General features: G+C 69.4%; 16 protein-coding genes. 12 read left to right on the top strand and 4 right to left on the bottom strand.

Translation table 11 applies throughout. The features are described 5' to 3' along the window. Positions 1–62: 62 nt before the first annotated feature. The 4 genes from BIV23_RS49955 to BIV23_RS39090 form a co-directional block, all read right to left on the bottom strand. On the bottom strand, positions 63–320 hold the full coding sequence (locus BIV23_RS49955; RefSeq protein ID WP_143079209.1) for a hypothetical protein: 258 nt from the start codon (positions 318–320) through the stop codon (positions 63–65). Positions 321–426: 106 nt separating this feature from the next. Continuing rightward, positions 427–1,152 (bottom strand): glycoside hydrolase family 16 protein, encoded by a 726-nt coding sequence (locus BIV23_RS39080; RefSeq protein ID WP_071385758.1) that lies wholly within the window; start codon positions 1,150–1,152, stop codon positions 427–429. A gap of 293 nt (positions 1,153–1,445) precedes the next feature. Next, positions 1,446–3,389 carry an RICIN domain-containing protein gene (locus tag BIV23_RS39085; RefSeq protein WP_079173693.1) on the bottom strand — a complete coding sequence of 648 codons (1,944 nt, stop codon included), beginning with the start codon at positions 3,387–3,389 and terminating at the stop codon, positions 1,446–1,448. A 173-nt stretch (positions 3,390–3,562) separates the two neighbouring features. Beyond that, positions 3,563–5,794, bottom strand: coding sequence for an alpha-L-fucosidase (locus BIV23_RS39090; protein ID WP_071385760.1), 2,232 nt, complete (start codon positions 5,792–5,794; stop codon positions 3,563–3,565). A 464-nt stretch (positions 5,795–6,258) separates the two neighbouring features. Here BIV23_RS39090 and BIV23_RS39095 point away from each other — a divergent pair, with 464 nt between their 5' ends. The 12 genes from BIV23_RS39095 (at position 6,259) to BIV23_RS39150 (ending at position 18,009) form a co-directional block, all read left to right on the top strand. Then, entirely contained in the window at positions 6,259–7,317 is a 1,059-nt protein-coding gene (locus BIV23_RS39095; RefSeq protein WP_071385761.1) for a sugar ABC transporter substrate-binding protein, read from the top strand. Positions 7,318–7,364: 47 nt separating this feature from the next. Continuing rightward, entirely contained in the window at positions 7,365–8,930 is a 1,566-nt protein-coding gene (locus tag BIV23_RS39100; RefSeq protein ID WP_071385762.1) for a sugar ABC transporter ATP-binding protein, read from the top strand. 4 nt (positions 8,931–8,934) lie between these two features. Then, positions 8,935–9,975 (top strand): ABC transporter permease, encoded by a 1,041-nt coding sequence (locus tag BIV23_RS39105; protein ID WP_071385815.1) that lies wholly within the window; start codon positions 8,935–8,937, stop codon positions 9,973–9,975. Positions 9,976–10,069: 94 nt separating this feature from the next. Next, positions 10,070–11,395: an L-fuconate dehydratase gene (locus BIV23_RS39110; protein ID WP_071385763.1), complete on the top strand. Its 1,326-nt coding sequence runs from the start codon at positions 10,070–10,072 to the stop codon at positions 11,393–11,395. Beyond that, positions 11,388–12,290, top strand: coding sequence for an amidohydrolase family protein (locus BIV23_RS39115; protein WP_071385764.1), 903 nt, complete (start codon positions 11,388–11,390; stop codon positions 12,288–12,290). Before BIV23_RS39110 ends, BIV23_RS39115 begins: the two co-directional genes overlap by 8 nt. Next, positions 12,281–12,718 (top strand): RbsD/FucU domain-containing protein, encoded by a 438-nt coding sequence (locus BIV23_RS39120; protein WP_071385765.1) that lies wholly within the window; start codon positions 12,281–12,283, stop codon positions 12,716–12,718. Before BIV23_RS39115 ends, BIV23_RS39120 begins: the two co-directional genes overlap by 10 nt. Continuing rightward, entirely contained in the window at positions 12,715–13,758 is a 1,044-nt protein-coding gene (locus tag BIV23_RS39125) for a zinc-dependent alcohol dehydrogenase (protein ID WP_071385766.1), read from the top strand. The genes BIV23_RS39120 and BIV23_RS39125 overlap by 4 nt, the downstream gene beginning before the upstream one ends. Next, positions 13,755–14,516, top strand: a complete 762-nt coding sequence (locus BIV23_RS39130; RefSeq protein ID WP_071385767.1) for an SDR family NAD(P)-dependent oxidoreductase — start codon at positions 13,755–13,757, stop codon at positions 14,514–14,516. The genes BIV23_RS39125 and BIV23_RS39130 overlap by 4 nt, the downstream gene beginning before the upstream one ends. Beyond that, positions 14,513–15,145 (top strand): bifunctional 4-hydroxy-2-oxoglutarate aldolase/2-dehydro-3-deoxy-phosphogluconate aldolase, encoded by a 633-nt coding sequence (gene eda, locus BIV23_RS39135; protein WP_071385768.1) that lies wholly within the window; start codon positions 14,513–14,515, stop codon positions 15,143–15,145. The genes BIV23_RS39130 and eda overlap by 4 nt, the downstream gene beginning before the upstream one ends. Then, positions 15,142–16,236, top strand: coding sequence for a sugar kinase (locus BIV23_RS39140; RefSeq protein ID WP_071385769.1), 1,095 nt, complete (start codon positions 15,142–15,144; stop codon positions 16,234–16,236). Before eda ends, BIV23_RS39140 begins: the two co-directional genes overlap by 4 nt. A gap of 61 nt (positions 16,237–16,297) precedes the next feature. Further along, positions 16,298–17,311, top strand: a complete 1,014-nt coding sequence (locus BIV23_RS39145; protein ID WP_071385770.1) for an aldo/keto reductase — start codon at positions 16,298–16,300, stop codon at positions 17,309–17,311. Continuing rightward, complete coding sequence (locus BIV23_RS39150) at positions 17,302–18,009, top strand: FadR/GntR family transcriptional regulator (RefSeq protein WP_071385771.1); 708 nt, start codon at positions 17,302–17,304, stop codon at positions 18,007–18,009. Before BIV23_RS39145 ends, BIV23_RS39150 begins: the two co-directional genes overlap by 10 nt. Positions 18,010–18,420 lie beyond the last annotated feature (411 nt).

Raw genomic sequence — 18,420 nt, forward strand, 5'->3', positions numbered from 1 at the left:
CTTCTTAGGCACGTGAGATGTCTCTCTTTTGTGGACTCTCATCGCGGGTACGGACCGAATCGCTACGACGCCACCGCGGACACCGCAGGGCCCATCCCGCTCACCCGGTTGGTGAGCGGGTCGTGGCCGCCGCCCAGCGCGACGATCTTCCGCTGCCGTTCCTCTCGACCACCGCGGCGGCACCCGTACACCAGCACCAACAGCGGGAGGCACTCCACCGCGCGGGCCGCCGGTCTGGGTGACGGGCAGCTCAGGGCGGTTCCGGGCGTCACCGGTGACCTGTGGATCGCGGGCGGGGGCGCCAACACGTCTTCGTCCATGGCACCGCTTACATGGGCAGCGAACGGAGACCTGTGACGCTCCCACGACCGCGCCGGCCGGCACCCTTTCGGCATCCCCCACGTTCGGGTCCTGAAGCGGAACCATTCACGGGTAGTACGGGGTGTACGTGATCGAGGAGGCTTTCAGGTACCTCGCGCCGTCTGCTGTGGCCCACGTCGAGTCGTTGGGGTTGCCCGGCCAGTCGCCGCCGACGGCGGTGTTGACGATGAAGTGCATCCCGACACCCGGGGCAGTGGTGTACCACTTGGTGCCGGTGACGGTGCCGTCCACGGCGAAGTCGATGTGATCGGGCCACCAGGTGAATGAGTACGTGTGGGAGGTGTTGGTCCAGCCCGCAGAATTCGTCTTCGAGAACTGGGTTTGGGTGTTGTTGGGGTCGTGGAAGGTCTGGTAAACGGTGTTCGGGTTCTGACCGACGATTTCGGCGGCGTCGAACTCGGGCAGCCACGGATTCAGGTACGCGGCCCATACCGCGGGCAGGAGGCCCTGGCCATTGGGCATGTTCGCGGTGAAGCTGTAAGTGCCGTAGCCGTAGAGTGCCTTGGACTCCACGCGGCCCGAGTAGTACGTGCTGCCCGACTTGTAGGTCTTGATGACGAGGGTGCTCCCCTCGTACCAGACGCAGTTGGGAGTGTAGGTCTCCAGCTCGTTGTTGGCGGTCCACCGTCCGTTGACGGCGTTCCACGAGTTGATGGTCTGGGGAGTTCCCCAGGACGCCGCGTGGGCTTGCGGTTGTCCCAGGAGCAGCAGTGACAGCGCGGCCGAGGCGGCAACTATCAGGCGTCCCGGACTGAGAAGTGCGGTTGGCATCGCGGCTCCATCGCTCGGATGACATGGGCTGTGGGAGCTGTCCCGCACTCCCTCTATCGCCGGACTCTAGGAGTCCGTTCAATCTTTGACAAGACGCGCGGCATGGATCGCTTCGTGGTTTCTGGAGTTGAAGACGCGTAGGGATCCGTCAGGTGCCGCGTCCCGGCTTGACCACACCTGGATGCAGGCCCGTATCCAGCATCGCTTTGGCGTCTTCCCTCGACCAACTGCCCGGGAAGTGCGTTGCCTTCGGCGTATGAGCGCGCGGGGTGCACGTCTCTCTCGATCCCCTGTCAGGAGGGGATGATCTGCCACTGCTGCCGGGGGATGGCGGAGTAGGTCCATTGGTTGACGGCGGCTCCGTCGGCGGTGGAGCCGCTGTCGACGTTGAGGGACAGCCCGCTGAGCCGGTTGGTGAGGAGGTGGTAGCCGCCGCCGGTGGGGGTGATGGCCCAGTGCTGCTGGGGTGCGTCGGTGTCGACCCAGATGTCGGAGCCCGCACCGTCCATGCGGGAGAGTCCGCCGATTTCCATGAGCTTGCCGCTGTTGACGTTGCGGATCTTGTAGTAGCCGCTGTCGGCCAGGGCGATGGTCCACTTCTGGCTGGCCTGGTTCCGCCAGGACGACTGCAGGATGGGGGTGTTGTCGGCGGTGCCGCCACCCGAGACGTCGGCGACCTTGCCGCTGTGGTGGGCGACGAGGCGGTACATGGTGCCGTCGCCGGGGAAGAGGGTGGAGACCAGGGCGGGTGTCGCGGTGCGACCGCCGATGCGCAGGTTGCCGATGTTGGCGTAGCCGCCGGTGCCGGCGGTGACCTGGACGCGGACGAAAGCGGCGTTGCGGGCCGGCCATTCGACGACTTTGGTGGTGTGGTCGCCGGCCCAGCGGGCGGTGGCGACCTGGGTGAAGGTGATGCCGTCGGTGCTGGTGGAGATGGTGCAGGCGGTGATGTCGCCGTCGGTGGTGTTGGTGCGGTTCCACTGCTTGGGCAGGTACTCGAGGGTCGAGATGTTGCTCCAGACGCCGCCGAGGTCGATGGTGATGGTCTGGGGCAGCGGGAGGCTCCAGGTGGACCAGCAGGTCTCGAAGTTCCGGTCACTGAGGCCGTCGATGGCGTTCAGGGGGCCTTCGCCGGTGTGGTATGCGGTGGCGTAGGCGGCCACGGGGGTGATCGGGTGTTCGGCGCGGAGCATCTGGGTGGGCAGGGGCGGCCGGGAGGTGTGGGGGCCGCTCCAGGCGGCGCCGACCTCGGAGAGCCGGTTGACGATGTTGGTGTCCAGCACGCCGTTGCGATTGGGCGGGCAGTTGAGGATGAACGAGGTGTACTTGGGCTCCAGGTCCGCCAGGTGGGAGAGGATCGAGTCCCTGCTCATCGGATCGGTCGTGGGCGTCGTCGGATGCCAGAACCACCCGTTGCTGATCGTCTGGCCCTGCAGCGAGGCGTAGGTGTTGCCTGCCGGTGAGGTGATGCCGAGTGGTTCCTCGAAGTAGATCGCGTCGCCGAGGAAGGGCACCGACAGCCCGCCGTGGTCGATCATGACGATGTCGGGCTGCAGCGACTTCACATGTTCCCTGATGCGCTGGTAGGGCACGGCCTGCTGGCCCATCTGCCAGGCGTAGCCGTCGGTGACGAACATGTCGATGGTGCCGTAGTTGGTGAGCAGTTCGGTGATCTGGTTGAGGATGTAGGTGATGTCGCCGGGCTGGACGGCCTGGCCGGAGGCGACGTTGTGGCGGGTGTCGTAGGCCTGCACGCTGTAGGTGCGGTCCCAGATCGAGAAGTACAGGCCGACCTTGAGGCCCCGGGACCGGAAAGCGGTCACGTACTGCGCGACGATGTCGTGCTTGTAGGAGCTGTGGGCGACGTTGTAGTTGTTGTGGGCGCTGGGCCACAGGCAGAAGCCGTCGTGGTGCTTGGTGGTCAGGACGCCGTAGCTCATCTTCGCCGCCGCGGCGGCCGCCGCCCACTGGGCACAGTCGACCGCCGTGGGCGCGAACTGAGCGGGGTTCTGGCGCGGGGAGGCCCACTCCTGGTTGGTGAACGTGCCCATGTTGAAGTGGTTGAACATGCCGAACCGCATGTTCACCAGGTTGCTGAGATTGGTCTGGAGGTCCGCGGCGGCTGCCTGGGGGAGCAGGCGGGAGAAGCCGGGAACCACGGGGAGCGCGCTCGCGGTCACAGCGGCGCCCGCCGCGCCCAGCAGGGTACGGCGGGACAGTCTTCTTCCTGACGGCATGGGTGTACTCCCGGATTCGGGTGGCTCTGATGTGTCGGGGGTGACGTGGTTGGGGCGCGCGGCGCATACGGCTACGAAGGCGTCACCCGCGCCGTCGTCTCCGGCAACAACACCTCGGTCACCGCCGGCGGGCAGATCGCTCGCCGTATCGGCTTGTCATGCCGGCGCGAGAGTCACAGCGCCGTGAAGGTCCACAGCAGGTTGGTGCTGCTCCCGTAGGCCCACTGGTTGGTGGCGGAGCCCGAGGCCACGTCGCCACCGCCGTCGAGAACCAGGCCGGTGGTGCGGTTGGCGATCGTGTGGCGGCCGTCGCCTCGGTGGGTGATCGTCCACTGCTGGTTCCCGCCGCCGTTCCATGGCGCCTGCCTGGCGGCTGAACCGTTGCCGGTGGCCCCCCAGCCGTCGGCGACCATGCCGTTGGTGCGGTTGACCAGCTTGTAGTAGCCGCCGCCTACCTCGACCGCCTGCCACTGGAGGTTGGGACTGCCGTCCCAGGACCACTGCTTGAGGTTGGACCCGGAGGCCACCGTGCCGCCGCTGTCCAGGGCGAGGCCGTCGGTGACGTTGGCGATCCGGAAGTATGCCGACGGATCGAGCTGGACCTTCAGCGAGGTGACCTGGTCGTTGTTGCCCGTGGCCCTCAGGTCGGGGTTGTCGGCGGTGAACGTCCATGAGGTGCCGGAGAAGTTGTCTCCCGAGTAGCCGATCACCTGGAATCCGGAAGCCAGGCGCAGGGACGAGAGGTTGAGTGGGCCGAGCCCGGCAAGCGTCAGCTGGTCCGCGGTGTAGTCGCCGACAGGGAGCACGGCGGTCGTGCCCGAGTAGCTGACGTCCCCGAAGAGCACGGCGCCGGTGAGGGGCCGCAGGCTGGGGATCTGCCCGGAGAAGGAGAGCTTCAGAACGTACGCGTTGGCGCTGAACGGCGCTGACGACGGCAGGGTCACCTTCAGTCCGGAGGTGTCCTGCGTGGGCGTGGCGAGACTGATGTACGTGCCGGCCGTCGAGTCCAGCAGCTTGACCGACGTCAGCGAGGAGAGGCCGATCCGGTCGGAGCTGAGAGTCTTGATCGTCAGCGAACTGCCGGGCCAGCCGAGGACGGTGGCGTACAGGACCGTGCTGGTCTTGTCCCGGGTGAAGCGTATGTCCTGCGCGGTGCCGGCCGTCGGGGTGGTGAAGGAGCCGCCGCCCATTTTCGTCGGGCCTTCGCCGTACGCCGTCCAGGGCCGGGTCGAGTAGACCGACTCGCCGAAGCGTTTCAGGTAGTCGCCGATGCCGAGCAGGACGTCCTTCTGTGCCTGCGGGATCGTGCCGTCGGCCATCGGCGCGATGTTCAGCAGCATGGTGCCGTTCTTGCTCACCCGGTCGATGAGCGAATGCAGCATCTGCTGGGTGCTGTAGTAGCCGATGCCCTGGGTGTAGCACCAGCTGGAGCTGGAGATGCTGTCGTCGGTGAGCCAGTAGGGGGTGGTCAGGTCGGCCGGGCCGCCGCGCTCGTAGTCGAAGACCTCGCCCTTGTTGTCGAGCCCGTCCTTGAAGGTGGCGACGACCTCGCGGCCCCAGGCGTCGGCCTGGTTGTAGTAGTACGACAGGAAGTTCAGGCGCTGCGTCTCGTCGACCGCGTCCAGTCTGAAGTCCTGCCACAGGATGTCCGGTTGGGCGGAGTCGATAACCTCCTTCAGCTTGTCGTACCAGAGCTGGTTCTCCTGCGCCCTGCTCAACTGCCCGTAGAGCTTCTGCAGGCTCGGGTCCGACTGCGCGGGGACGTGGTCGTAGTAGCCGTTGAAGTTGTACGCGTGGTGCATGGCGACCAGCAGCTTGAGACCCTTGGCCCGGATCGCTGTGGTGAACAGTTGCAGGAGGTCGAGCTTCGGGCCCTTGGCGACCGAGTTCCACTCGTTGACCTGGCTGTTCCACATGGAGAAGCCGTCGTGGTGTTCGGCGACCGGTCCGGCGAATCTCGCGCCCGCGGCGACGAACAACTGCGCCCACGCGTCGGGGTCGAAGTTCCCGCCCGCCGACGTCGGCTTCGGTGCGAACTGCACGGTGTTCCCGGCCAGGTCCTTCGCCCCGTTGATGAAGTTGTGGTAAGGCCACACGGACGGGTCGCCGTAGGTCGCGATGTGGTGCTGGTTGGCCGCGCTGCCGGCTATGTACATGTTGCGCGGGTACCACTCGCTGTCGTAGGCGGGAACGCTGAAGACGCCCCAGTGGAAGTAGATGCCGAACTTGGCGTCCTGGAACCACTCGGGTGCGGGCGGGTGTTGGTCGACCGAGGGCCACGCCGGTGTGTAGGTGCTCGGTGCAGCCCGTGCGACGCCCGCTCCGAGGCCGCCGCCGGCGACGGATGCCGCCGCTACACATGTGGCGGCGGAGAGGAACTGGCGTCTGTTGAAAGAGCTCGGCATGAGGACATCCCGGAAATGAGGGACAGGGGGACACGCGGCGCCCACGGGTCTGGAGCACCGGAGGTTACGCACGAAGTTCGACCATGCGACGCACTGATGTCAACGGGCGTGCAGGGATGAAAGTGCCTCATCGGCTCGCGTTTATGTGACATATGAGCGCTATCACCCCATTTTTGATCGTCAAACATGGAATGTTTGACGGTCGCGCGATAGAGGAGCCGTCGCGCAGGAAGCCGCAGGTGAGCCGTCGGAGTATCACGAACACTCGTCATTGATGGGATTGATTCAATCCCCGGGCGCCGCTGTGGGCCCCAAACCCCTCTCGTTTCCGACGTTTTCTCCCGGCACCTAGACAGCCCCCTCGGTCGCCGCCTATACATACATCCCATGTCTTCGATGCGGCGGTACGCAGCTGTCGCCCAGCACACCAACTCCCGCTCCGGGACCAGCGCGAGGAAGTACCGATGAGACTCAGAACTGCTCTCTGCTCCACTGCCTCAGCCCTGTCCGCCCTGGCGCTGCTCAGCGCCTGCAGCGGCTCGGGCACCGCTTCGTCGAGCAGTTCCCCGCTGGTCGGCGTCGACTATCCCCGCTCCGACACCGACTTCTGGAACTCGTACATCAAGTACACGCCCAGGTACGCCGGACAGCTGAGTCTGTCGCTGAAGACGACGAACTCGCAGAACGACGTCGCCAAGCTGACCGCCAACGCGCAGACGTTCATCAGCCAGGGTGTGAAGGGCATCGCGATGGCGCCCCAGGACACCGCCGCGATCGCGCCGACACTGGCGCAGCTGGAGGCGAAGAAGATCCCCGTCGTCACCATCGACACTCGCCCTGACAGCGGCAAGGTGTTCATGGTGGTGCGGGCCGACAACCGCGCCTACGGCGAGAAGGCCTGTCGGTTCCTCGGCACGAAGCTGAACGGCAAGGGCAAGGTCGTCATGCTGGAGGGCGGCCTCGACTCGATCAACGGCCGTGACCGCACCGAGGCGTTCAACGACTGCATGAAGAAGAACTATCCCGGCATCAAGGTGCTCGGTGAGGCCACCAACTGGGACGGCGCGGTCGCCGCGCAGAAGCTCCAGACCGACCTGACGGCCAACCCGGACATCAAGGGCGTCTACATGGAGTCCAGCTTCGCCCTGTCCGGCACGCTCCAGGTGCTCAAGCAGAAGGGCCTGCTGGTCGGCCCGAAGGACGAGAAGCACGTCTTCATCGTGTCCAACGACGGCATCCCCGAGGAGCTCAAGGACATCGCGGCCGGCAACATCGACGCCACCGTCTCCCAGCCGGCGGACCTGTACGCCAAGTACGCTCTGTACTACCTGAAGGCGGCGATCGACGGGAAGACGTTCAAGCCCGGCAAGACCGACCACAACAGCACCGTCATCCAGGTCCGCCCCGGTCTGCTTGAGGACCAGCTCTCCGCGCCCCTGGTCACCGTCGACGGCGGCACCTACGGCGGCGTGTCCAGCGTCAGGAGCAACGACACCTCCCTGTGGGGCAACAGCCTCGGCTGACCCGCCGTGTCAGGCACCCAACGGCTCACGAGTACAAGGCGGTTGTGATGAGTGACGGGGAGCGAGCAGTCAGCCCCGCGCCCGCCCCGGCGGACGACGGAGGGTCCCAGGCGGGCCCGCCTGTCGTCGAGGCGACGGGCATAGTCAAACGATTCGGTCCGACGGTGGCCCTCAACGGCGCCCGGATCACCATCAGGCCCGGCGAGACCCACGCGCTCGTCGGCCGCAACGGGGCAGGCAAGTCGACGCTCGTGTCGGTCCTCACCGGCCTGCAGGCCCCCGACGAGGGAACGGTCACCTTCGGCGGCAGTCCCGCACCCCGACTCGCGGACCGCGACGCCTGGCGAGAGCGCGTGGCCTGCGTCTACCAGAAGTCGACGATCATCCCCACCCTGACCGTCGCCGAGAACCTCTTCCTGAACCGGCACGACCACGGTCGCAGCCGGCTCATCAGCTGGCAGGGTGTGCGCCGGCGGGCGCAGGAGCTGCTGTCGACGTGGTCGGTGGACGTCGACCCGCAGACCTCGGCCGGCGATCTGAGCGTGGAGCAGCGGCAGTTCGTGGAGATCGCCCGGGCGCTGTCCTTCGGAGCCCGGTTCATCATCCTCGACGAGCCGACCGCCCAGCTCGACGGTGCGGCCATCAGCCGGCTCTTCGACCGCATCCGCGACCTGCAGCGCCAGGGTGTGACCTTCCTGTTCATCAGCCACCATCTCCAGGAGGTCTACGACATCTGCGACATGGTGACAGTGTTCCGCGACGCCCGGCACATCGTGACCGCGCCGGTCGTGGAGCTGCCCCGCCCCGAGCTGGTCGCCGCGATGACCGGCGAGGCGGCGGCCGACCGGCTGCAGGTGCGGTCGAGCACCCTCGACCGCACCGCCACGCCCGCGCTGTCCGTCCAGTCGCTGGGCAGTGACGGTGCTTACGATGAGGTCACCTTCCAGGTCGGCGCAGGGGAGATCGTCGGACTCGCGGGCGCCGCCGGCAGCGGTCGCACCGAGGTCGCCGAGACGGTCGTAGGTCTGCGGGCGGCCCAGGCGGGCGAGGTGGAGATCGCCGGGCGGCGGACCCGGCCGGGCAGCGTGCCCGCCGCGCTCGCCGCGGGCGCCGGGTTCGTCCCGCAGGACCGGCACCACCAAGGGTTCGTGCCCGGCATGTCGATCGCGGACAACGCCACGCTGTCCGTTCCTCACAGGCTCGGCAGGAACGGCCTCCTCAGCCGTGACCGGCGGGACCGGCTCGCCGACAACATGATCGAGAAGCTGGCGATCAAGACGCCGGGACCCGAGCTGCCCGTCTCCGCGCTCTCGGGCGGCAACCAGCAGAAGGTCGTCATGGCCCGCGCCCTGGCGGACGACCCGCGCCTGCTGGTGCTGATCAACCCGACCGCGGGCGTGGACGTGCGCTCCAAGGAGTTCCTGCTCGGCAAGGTCGAGGAGACCGCCGAGTCCGGCACCGGAGTACTCATCGCCTCCGACGAACTCGACGACCTGCGCATGTGCGACCGGGTCCTGGTGATGTTCCAGGGCCGGGTGACCTCGGAGATGTCCCGCGGCTGGCACGACCACGAACTCGTGGCCGCGATGGAGGGAGTGGACCTGAATGCCTGACGTACTGCCTGAAACCGTCCTCGCGGACGCAGCCGCCAAGGCCTCGGAACCCAAGCCCAGGCGCACCGCGCTGCTCGGTGGCCGGATCCCCCTGGCCCGCCTGCGCGACCTCGCCCTCGTCCCCGCGATCGTCGTCATCGCGATCGTCGGCCAGATCGTCAACCCGGTCTTCCTGCAGGCCGACAACCTCATCAACGTCCTGCAGACCATGTCCGAGATGGCCTTGCTGGTCCTCGCCCAGACGATGATCCTGATCGTCAAGAAGATGGACCTGTCCCTGGAGTCCACCATGGGCCTCGCGCCCGGCGTCGCGGCCTGGCTGGTCGTCCCGGCCGGCGCCGGACACGGACTCGGCCTGCTCCCCGGTGGCTGGTCGGTCCCCCTCACCCTCGCCGTGGGCGCGCTCGTCGGCGTGATCAACGCGCTGCTGATCATCCGCTTCGGCCTCAACGGCTTCATCGTCACCCTCGGCATGCTCATCGTGCTGCGCGGCATCCTCACCGGCATCTCCGGCGGCCAGACCTTTTTCCAGCTGCCGCAGTCGATGCTCTACATCGGCACCGCCGAATGGTTCGGTGTGCCCGCCTCCATCTGGATCTGCCTGGCCCTGTTCGCGATCGCGATCGTGGTGCTCGGCTGGACCAGCTTCGGGCGCTCGCTGTACGCCATCGGCGGCAACGTCGACGCGGCGAAGGCGGCCGGCGTCCGTACCGACCGGGTGCTGTGGATCGTCATCGTCACCGGCAGCGTGCTCGCCGCCCTCGCCGGCCTGATGCTGTCCGGACGCCTGGCCTCGGTCGCCTCCGCACAGGGCAACGGCTACATCTTCACCGTCTTCGCCGCCGCCGTCATCGGCGGCATCAGCCTCAACGGCGGCAAGGGCACCATGTTCGGCGCGTTCTGCGGCATCCTGCTGCTCTTCATGATCCAGAACGTGCTCACGCTGGCGGGAGTACCCGCTCAGTGGATCGGCGCTCTCAACGGCCTGATCATCCTGGTCGCCCTCGCGATCTCCCGCATCACCGGCGGCAAGGTCCAGGAATGACCCGGGCGGCCCCACCGGCCGCCCGATCCGCGCCGCTTTCACGTCTCGCCGCGAGGGGACCGATACCTCCTCGCCCCTCACAGGAGTTGCCGCCATGTCCTCCACCGTGCCCTCATCCGCCCGCATCACCGCCGTGGACGTCCTGGACGTGCGGTTCCCCACCTCCGAACACCTCGACGGCTCGGACGCCATGAACCCCGAGCCCGACTACTCCGCCGCCTACGTGGTCCTGCGCACCGACGCCGGCGACGGACTGGAGGGCCACGCCCTGGCCTTCACCACCGGACGCGGCAACGACGTGCAGGCCGCCGCCATCGCGGCGCTCGCTCCGCACGTGGTCGGCCTGTCGGTGGAGGAGGTCTGCGCCGACCTCGGAGCGTTCTCCCGGTCCCTCGTGCACGATCCCCAACTGCGCTGGCTGGGGCCGGAGAAGGGCGCCATCCACATGGCCACCGGCGCGGTGGTCAACGCCGCCTGGGATCTCGCCGCCAAGCGCGCGGGCAAGCCCGTGTGGCGCTTCCTCGGGGAGATGCCGCCCGAGGACCTGGTCGCGCAGGTCGACTTCCGCTGGCTCAGCGACGCGCTCACCCCGGCGGAGGCCCTGGACATCCTGCGCCGTGCCGAACCGGGCCGCGAGGGGAGGATCGCACGGCTCCTGGAGCGCGGCTACCCGGCCTACACCACCACGCCCGGCTGGCTCGGCTACTCCGACGAGAAACTGGCCCGCCTGGCCCGCGAGGCCGTCGCCGACGGCTTCACCCAGATCAAGCTGAAGGTCGGCGCATCCCTGGAGGACGACGTACGGCGCATGCGTACCGCCCGCGAAACGGTCGGGCCGGACATCCGCATCGCGGTCGACGCCAACCAGAGATGGGATGTCGCCCCCGCGATCGACTGGATGCGCGCCCTCGCCCCCTACGACCCGTACTGGATCGAGGAGCCCACCTCGCCCGACGACATCCTCGGCCACGCGGCCGTCCGCGAGGCGCTCAGCCCCATCAAGGTCGCCACCGGCGAGCACATCGCCAACCGGGTCGTCTTCAAGCAGCTCCTGCAGGCGGGCGCGGTGGACATCGTGCAGATCGACTCCGCGCGGGTCGGCGGCGTGGGCGAGAACATCGCGATCCTCCTGCTCGCCGCCAAGTTCGGAGTGCCGGTCTGCCCGCACGCCGGCGGTGTGGGGCTGTGCGAGATGGTCCAGCACCTGTCGATGTTCGACTACGTCGCCGTCTCCGGCACCGTCGAGGACCGGGTCATCGAGTACGTCGACCACCTGCACGAGCACTTCGTCGATCCCGTCCGCATCATCGACGGCCACTATCTCGCGCCGACCCTGCCCGGGCTGAGCGCTCAGATGCTGCCGGGGTCCCTGAAGGAGTACGCCTACCCCGACGGCCCGGTGTGGTCCGCCCGTGTCTGACCTCCACGCACTCGTCGACGCCCACCACCACGTATGGGATCTGGACCGCCGGCCCCAGCCCTGGCTGGACGAACCCGGCCACGCACCCATCCGCCGCACCTTCGGCCCGCACGCCCTGCGCTGCGAGGCAACCCGGCCGATCGACGGGCGGCGGCTGACCCGCACCGTGGTGGTCCAGTGCCTGCCGTGCGTGCCCGAGACCCGGGACCTGCTCGCGCTCGCCGACAGCGACCCCTTGATCGGCGCCGTCGTCGGCTGGGCGGATCTCGCCTCACCCGCGATCGGCGACGTACTGGACGACCTGCGGGCCGGAACAGGAGGCCGTCATCTGCGGGCGCTGCGGCACCTCGTACAGGGCGAGTCCGACCCCGCGTGGCTGCAACGGCCGGAGGTGGAGCGGGGGTTGTGTGCGGTACGCGACCGGGACCTCGGCTACGACATCCTGATCCGCAGCCACCAGCTCCGCCAGGCGATCGAACTGGCCTGGCGCGTGCCCGGCCTGCCCCTGGTCCTCGACCACGCCGGCAAGCCGCCGATCGTCAGCGGCGGCCTGGACGCCTGGGAGCGGGACATACGGCTGCTGGCCGCGCACCCCCAGGTGCGGTGCAAGGTGTCGGGCCTGGTCACCGAGGCCGACCACGAGAAGTGGACCGTCGACGACATCCGGCCGGTGTGGGAGGTCCTGTTCGACGCCTTCGGCCCCGACCGGCTGATGTTCGGCTCGGACTGGCCGGTCTGCGTCCTCGCCGGCGGCTGGAACCGATGGGCCGCCACCGTCGAGGAACTCCTGGTCGGCTGCTCCGCCGCCGAGACCGAGGCGGTCCTCGCCGGTACCGCCGGCGCGTTCTACCGCCTCGACCCCACTCGAAGGAAGGAGGGCCCGCCATGCTGCTGACCGAACTCCTGCACCCGGGCATCCTCGAAGCCCTGGCGGGCGCCGGGCACGGAGCCCGCGTCCTGCTCGCCGACGGCCACTATCCGGCGAGTACGGCCACCGGCCGGCGAACCAGGACCGTCCATCTCAACCTGGCGCCGGGTCTGCTGGACGTCACCACCGTGCTCGACGTTCTGCTGCGGGCTCTGCCCGTCGAGTCGGCGCACGTGATGGTGCCGCCCGAGGGCGAGCCCGAGCCGCCGGCCATCGCCGAGTACCGCTCGATGCTGGCGCCCGTCCCCGTCGAGACGCTCGGACGCTTCGAGTTCTACGACGCCGCCCGCTCACCCGACCTCGCCCTCGCCGTCGTCACCGCCGACGTCCGTACCTACGCCAACCTGCTGCTGACCATCGGCGTCCGCGCTGAAGGGACCCTGAGAACACGATGACACTCGCAGTCCGCTACCTGTCCGCCCGCACCCTGGACACCGCGCCCGCCGAGAATCCGCCCCCCGGCCCCGGCGAGGCGGAGATCGCCCCCGCCTACGTCGGTATCTGCGGCACCGACCTGCACATCTTCCATGGCGACATGGACGCCCGGGTCGCCGTGCCCGCTGTCCTCGGGCACGAGATGTCCGGCCGGATCGTGCGGGTGGGCGCAGGAGTGGAGGGCTGGTCGCCCGGGGACGCGGTCACCGTGATGCCGCTGCGCTGGGACGACACCTGCGCGGCCTGCCAGGCGGGGCATCAACACATCTGCCGGCACCTGGACTTCATCGGCATCGACTCCCCGGGCGCGATGCAGCAGCGCTGGGCCGTGCCCGCCACGACCCTCGTACGGCTGCCCCGCTCACTGCCCCTGGACCACGCCGCCCTCGTGGAACCCACCGCGGTCGCGGTGCACGACGTCGGCCGGGCCCAGGTCCGCCACGGCGAGAAGGCCGTCGTGGTCGGCGGCGGCCCCGTCGGCATCCTTATCGCCCTGGTCGCCCGGGCAGCCGGAGCCGACGTCCGGGTGGTCGAGCTGAGCCCGCACCGGCGGCGGATCGCCCAGGAGTTGGGGCTGGCCGCCTGGGATCCGGGCGCCGACGACGTGCCCGAGCTGGTCCGGCAGTGGACCGGTGACGCCGGTGCGGACGTCGCCTTCGAAGTCTCCGGCGCACAAGGCGGAGTGGACACCGCCGTCGAGGTTCTCGGTGTGCGCGGGCGGTTGTGCCTGGTAGCCATCCACGCCCGCCCGCGCGAGGTGAACCTCCACCGCTTCTTCTGGCGTGAACTCACGCTCGTGGGCGCCCGGTTGTACGACCGCTCCGACTTCGAGCGGGCGGTGACCCTGGTGACCGACGGCACCGTTCCGGCCGAGCGGCTGATCAGCAAGGTCGTGCCGCTCACCGAGGCACCCGCGGCCTTCGAGGCCCTGGAGGGCGGCGGCGACGTGATGAAGATCCTCGTGGACTGCACCGACGACGCTCGGGGAGCCGTCCAGTGAAGGCCTTCGACCTGACCGGCAGGCTTGCCGTCGTCACCGGAGCCCGCCGCGGCATCGGCCGGGCCATGGCCCGGGCGCTCGCCGAGGCGGGTGCGGACGTCATCGGTGTCAGCGCCTCGCTGGAAAGCTCCGGCAGCGCGGTGGAGAAGGACGTGCTCGCCGCGGGCCGTACGTTCGAGGCGATCCGCGCCGACTTCGCGGATCCCGCGGCGGTGCGGGCCCTGGGCGCGGATCTCGCCGGGCGTGAGCGCCCGGTGGACATCCTGGTCAACAACGCGGGCACCATCCGCCGCGCCCCGGCCGCCGAACACGTTGACGCGAACTGGGAGTTGGTCCTCCAGGTCAACCTCAACGCCCAGTTCGTGCTGTCCCGCGCGGTGGGCGCGGCGATGGTGGCGCGTGGCCACGGGAAGATCATCTTCACTGCTTCGCTGCTCAGCTTCCAGGGCGGCATCACCGTCCCCGGCTACACCGCCGCCAAGCACGGCGTCGCCGGGCTGACCAAGGCGCTGGCCAACGAGTGGGCGCCGCACGGGGTGAACGTCAACGCCCTCGCGCCCGGCTACATCGCCACCGACAACACCCAGGCACTGCAGGACGACCCCGTCCGCAGCAAGGCGATCCTGGACCGCATCCCGGCCGCACGCTGGGGCAGCGCGGACGATCTCGCGGGCGCCACGGTGTTCCTCGCCTCGGACGCCGCCGCCTACGTCCACGGCACCGTCCTGCCCGTCGACGGCGGATGGCTCGGCCGATGAGTGACACCGACCTGGCCCGCGTGCTGGACGGCGCCCGCGTCATGCCGGTGCTCACCGTGCCCTCCGCCGCGACCGCCGGCCCGCTGGCCGACGCGCTCGTGGCGGGCGGAGCCCGGTGCGCCGAGATCACCTTCCGCACCCCCGACGCCGAGCAGGTACTCAAGACGATGGCCACGCACGGCGGGTTGACCGTCGGCGCCGGTACGGTCCTCACGCCCGAGCAGGTGGACCGTGCCGTGACGGCCGGAGCTCGTTTCGTCGTCTCGCCCGGCTTCGACGAGGAGGTCGTCGCCAAGTGCCGCGAGCTGAGCGTGCCCGTGGTCCCCGGCATCGCCTCCGCCACCGAGCTGATGCGCGCCCTGCGGGTCGGCCTCGACAGCGTCAAGCTCTTCCCGGCCGAACCGCTCGGCGGCATCCCGATGCTGCGCGCCCTCGCGGCGCCCTTCCCCCAGGCACGGTTCGTGCCGACGGGCGGCATCGACGCTGCACGCTTGCCGGCCTACCTCGCCGACCCGGCGGTCCTCGCCGTCGGCGGCAGCTGGATGGCCACCCCGGCCCACCTGGAACGGGGACAGTACGGGGAGATCCGCCGGCTCACGGCCGAGGCCGTGCACGGGGGCGCGACGTGACCGACGTGGTGGCCCTCGGCGAGGTGATGCTCCGCTTCGACCCGGGCGAGGGCAGGATCCGCACCGCCCGCACCTTCCAGGTGTGGGAAGGCGGCGGCGAGTACAACGTCGTCCGCGGACTGCGACGCTGCTTCGGCCTGCGGACCGCCGTCGTGACCGCCCTGGCCGACAACCAGGTGGGGCGGCTGGTCGAGGACCTGATCCTCCAGGGCGGAGTCGCGACCTCCCTGATCCGCTGGGTGCCCGCGGACGGCATCGGCCGCGGCGCGCGCAACGGCCTGAACTTCGTCGAACGCGGCTTCGGCATCCGGGGCGCACTGGGCGTCAGCGACCGCGCGGGCACGGCCGTCTCGCAGCTGCGCAAGGGGGAAGTCGACTGGGACGCGGTCTTCTCCCCGGGGCCGCGCTGGTTCCACACCGGCGGCATCTTCGCCGGTCTGTCGGACACCACCGTCGACGTCGCGGACGAAGCCATGGCCGCCGCGCGGCGGCACGGTGTGACGGTCTCCTACGACCCCAACTACCGCCCCAGTCTCTGGGCCGGCCGGGGCGGCGCCCGCGCCGCCCGCGAGGTCGACCTGCGGCTCGCCCGCCATGCCGACGTCGTCGTGGGCGCCCTGGGACTCGCCGGATCGCATCCAGGGGCGCTGCGGGTCGAGGCGGACGAGGTGCGGGACGCACTCGCCGAGGTCGCGGGACGCCTGCCCCGGGCCGAGGTGCTGGCGACGACCGTGCGTACGGTGCCCTCGGCCGGGGTGAACGACTGGTCCTCGGCCGCCTGGTCGGCCCGGACCGGCTGTGTGCGTGGCCCCGACATGCCCGGCCTGCACGTCCTGGACCGCATCGGCTCCGGCGACGCGTTCGCGGCCGGACTGATCTACGGACTGCTGACGGACGGCGGCGAGGAGGGCGGCTCGGCGGCCCGCGCCAGGCCCGCGGTGAACCTCGATGCCGCCGGCCTGCAACGTGCTCTGGCCTACGGCACCGTCCACGGCGCACTGGCCATGACCACGCCGGGTGACGTCTCCATGGCCTCGCTCGCCGAGGTCGAGGCGATCATGGCAGGTGGCTCGGCCGCCGTCAGACGATGACCGGCCCCCGGCCGCCGTACCGAACCACACCACCGGAGGAGCCAAGTTGACACATCGGAGCATGGGACACCGGAAGATCACGAACACCCCCGTCGAACTCACGGAACTCGGCTTCGGGGCCTCCGTGATCGGCAATCTCTACCGTGTCACCCCTCCTGACGACGCGCAGGCCGCGATCGAAGCGGCCTGGGAGGCCGGTATCCGGTATTTCGACACGGCACCGCACTACGGGCTCGGTCTCTCCGAGTGCCGCCTGGGAGCCGCCCTGCGGGGCCGCCCACGCGACGCGTACGTCGTTTCCTCCAAGGTCGGCCGGCTGCTCGTGCCCAACGAGCAGCCGCGCGGCACCGACACCGAGGGCTTCGCGGTGCGGGACGACCTGCGCAGGCAGTGGGACTTCAGCCGTGACGGAGTGCTCCGCTCCATCGAGGCGACCTTGGAACGCACCGGCCTGGACCGCCTGGACGTCGTCTACCTGCACGACCCCGACGACCATTGGATACAAGCCGCCGAGGAGGCCATGCCGGCCCTCGCGGACCTCCGCGACCAGGGGGTGATCGGCGCGATCGGCGCCGGTATGAACCAGTCGGCCATGCTGGCCCGCTTCCTGCGCGAGACCGCAGCCGACCTCGTCATGCTGGCCGGGCGCTACACACTCCTCGACCAGTCGGCCCTGGACGATGTCCTGCCCGCCGCGCGGGAACTCGGCAAGAGCGTGGTGGCCGTGGGCGTGTTCAACTCGGGGCTGCTCTCCAGCGACCGGCCCGCCGAGGGAATGAAGTACGACTACCAGGACGCCCCGCCTGACCTGGTGGCCCGCGCTCGGGCGATCGCCGAGGTCTGCGCGGCGCACGGCACGAGCCTGCCCGCCGCCGCGATCGCCTTCCCGCGCACCCACCCCAGTATCATCAACGTCACCCTCGGTATGCGGAACCCGGAACAGGTGGTACGGAACGTGGAACTCCACCGACGGCACATCCCCGACGGCCTCTGGGATGATCTCCGTGCCCGAGGACTGATCAGGTCGGACGGGCCCACGACGGACGATCGCGGAAGGAGTTCGCGGTGTCTCTGACGGACAAGGCCATAGCGCAGATCCGCGAGCTGATCCGCACGGGCGCGCTGCCTCCGGGCTCCAAGCTGCCGCCGGAGCCGGACCTGGCTGCCCATCTGGGTCTGTCCCGCAACCTGGCCCGTGAGGCGGTCAAGGCGCTGGCCGTCGCGCGGGTTCTGGAGGTCCGGCGGGGTGACGGCACATACGTGACCAGTCTGCAGCCGAGCCTGCTCCTGGAAGGACTCGGCGGAGCGGTGGAACTCCTGCAGGGCGACTCCGCCGCCCTGCAGGACCTCATGGAGGTGCGACGTCTCCTCGAACCGGCCGCCACCGCCCTGGCCGCCACCCGGGTCTCCGACGAACAGCTTGCCGAGGTCAAGAGGCACCTGGACGCCATGCGCGAGGCCCGCGACGACGTCGAGCAGCTCAACATCCACGACGCCGCCTTCCACCGCGCCGTCATCACGGCCACGGACAACGAGACCCTGCTCACCCTCCTTGAGGGCATCTCCGGCCGCACCCTGCGCGCCCGCATCTGGCGCGGCCTGGTCGACACCCAGGCCGCGGGCCGGACCCTCGCCGAGCACGAGGCGATCTTCCACGCCCTGTCCACCCGGGACGCCTCGCTCAGCCAGGCCGCCGCACTGCTGCACGTGAACAACACCGAACAGTGGCTCAGGGAACACCTGCGCACCGGCGAGGCCCCGCCCCTTCGGTAGACGTCGATGACGCGGGGCCGCCCCGTGGACCTCACGGCGGGCGCGGACCCGGTGCGTCGGGCGCTGCTTCCGGGCCGCCCGCCCCTCCGTACGGAGAGACGGACGGTGGTTCCTGACACAGGACGGTCGGTCACTGGTCCGCCGCCTCTCGGTTCGTCGCGGCGTCAGAAACCCGCGACGCCCCAGGAGGAGGCCGTGTAGTTGCCCGGCCCGAACTCCCAGCCGGCCATGATGCTGTTGAGGTACTGGTCGTTGGTGTAGTAGCCCCTGTCGATACCCCAGTTGAAGAACGGGGTGAGGCTGCCGGACCACCAGCCGGACCTGTTCGTGTCCAGGTAGCTGATGGTGTGGCTGACGGAGCCTGACCCCGGATCTTGGACACCAGAGACACTTGGATCTTGAGGATCTGAG

This window comes from Streptomyces monashensis, assembly GCF_001866665.1.
GTDB lineage: Bacteria > Actinomycetota > Actinomycetes > Streptomycetales > Streptomycetaceae > Streptomyces > Streptomyces monashensis.

Bases quoted from the DNA above. Each gene is read 5' to 3' on its own strand.
- BIV23_RS39120 (WP_071385765.1), top strand. From the start codon at position 12,281: ATGCTGCTGACCGAACTCCTGCACCCGGGCATCCTCGAAGCCCTGGCG.
- BIV23_RS39145 (WP_071385770.1), top strand. From the start codon at position 16,298: ATGGGACACCGGAAGATCACGAACACCCCCGTCGAACTCACGGAACTC.
- BIV23_RS39080 (WP_071385758.1), bottom strand. From the start codon at position 1,152: ATGCCAACCGCACTTCTCAGTCCGGGACGCCTGATAGTTGCCGCCTCG.
- BIV23_RS39100 (WP_071385762.1), top strand. From the start codon at position 7,365: ATGAGTGACGGGGAGCGAGCAGTCAGCCCCGCGCCCGCCCCGGCGGAC.
- BIV23_RS39090 (WP_071385760.1), bottom strand. From the start codon at position 5,794: ATGCCGAGCTCTTTCAACAGACGCCAGTTCCTCTCCGCCGCCACATGT.
- BIV23_RS39085 (WP_079173693.1), bottom strand. From the start codon at position 3,389: ATGCCGTCAGGAAGAAGACTGTCCCGCCGTACCCTGCTGGGCGCGGCG.
- eda (WP_071385768.1), top strand. From the start codon at position 14,513: ATGAGTGACACCGACCTGGCCCGCGTGCTGGACGGCGCCCGCGTCATG.
- BIV23_RS39125 (WP_071385766.1), top strand. From the start codon at position 12,715: ATGACACTCGCAGTCCGCTACCTGTCCGCCCGCACCCTGGACACCGCG.
- BIV23_RS39095 (WP_071385761.1), top strand. From the start codon at position 6,259: ATGAGACTCAGAACTGCTCTCTGCTCCACTGCCTCAGCCCTGTCCGCC.
- BIV23_RS39110 (WP_071385763.1), top strand. From the start codon at position 10,070: ATGTCCTCCACCGTGCCCTCATCCGCCCGCATCACCGCCGTGGACGTC.
- BIV23_RS49955 (WP_143079209.1), bottom strand. From the start codon at position 320: ATGGACGAAGACGTGTTGGCGCCCCCGCCCGCGATCCACAGGTCACCG.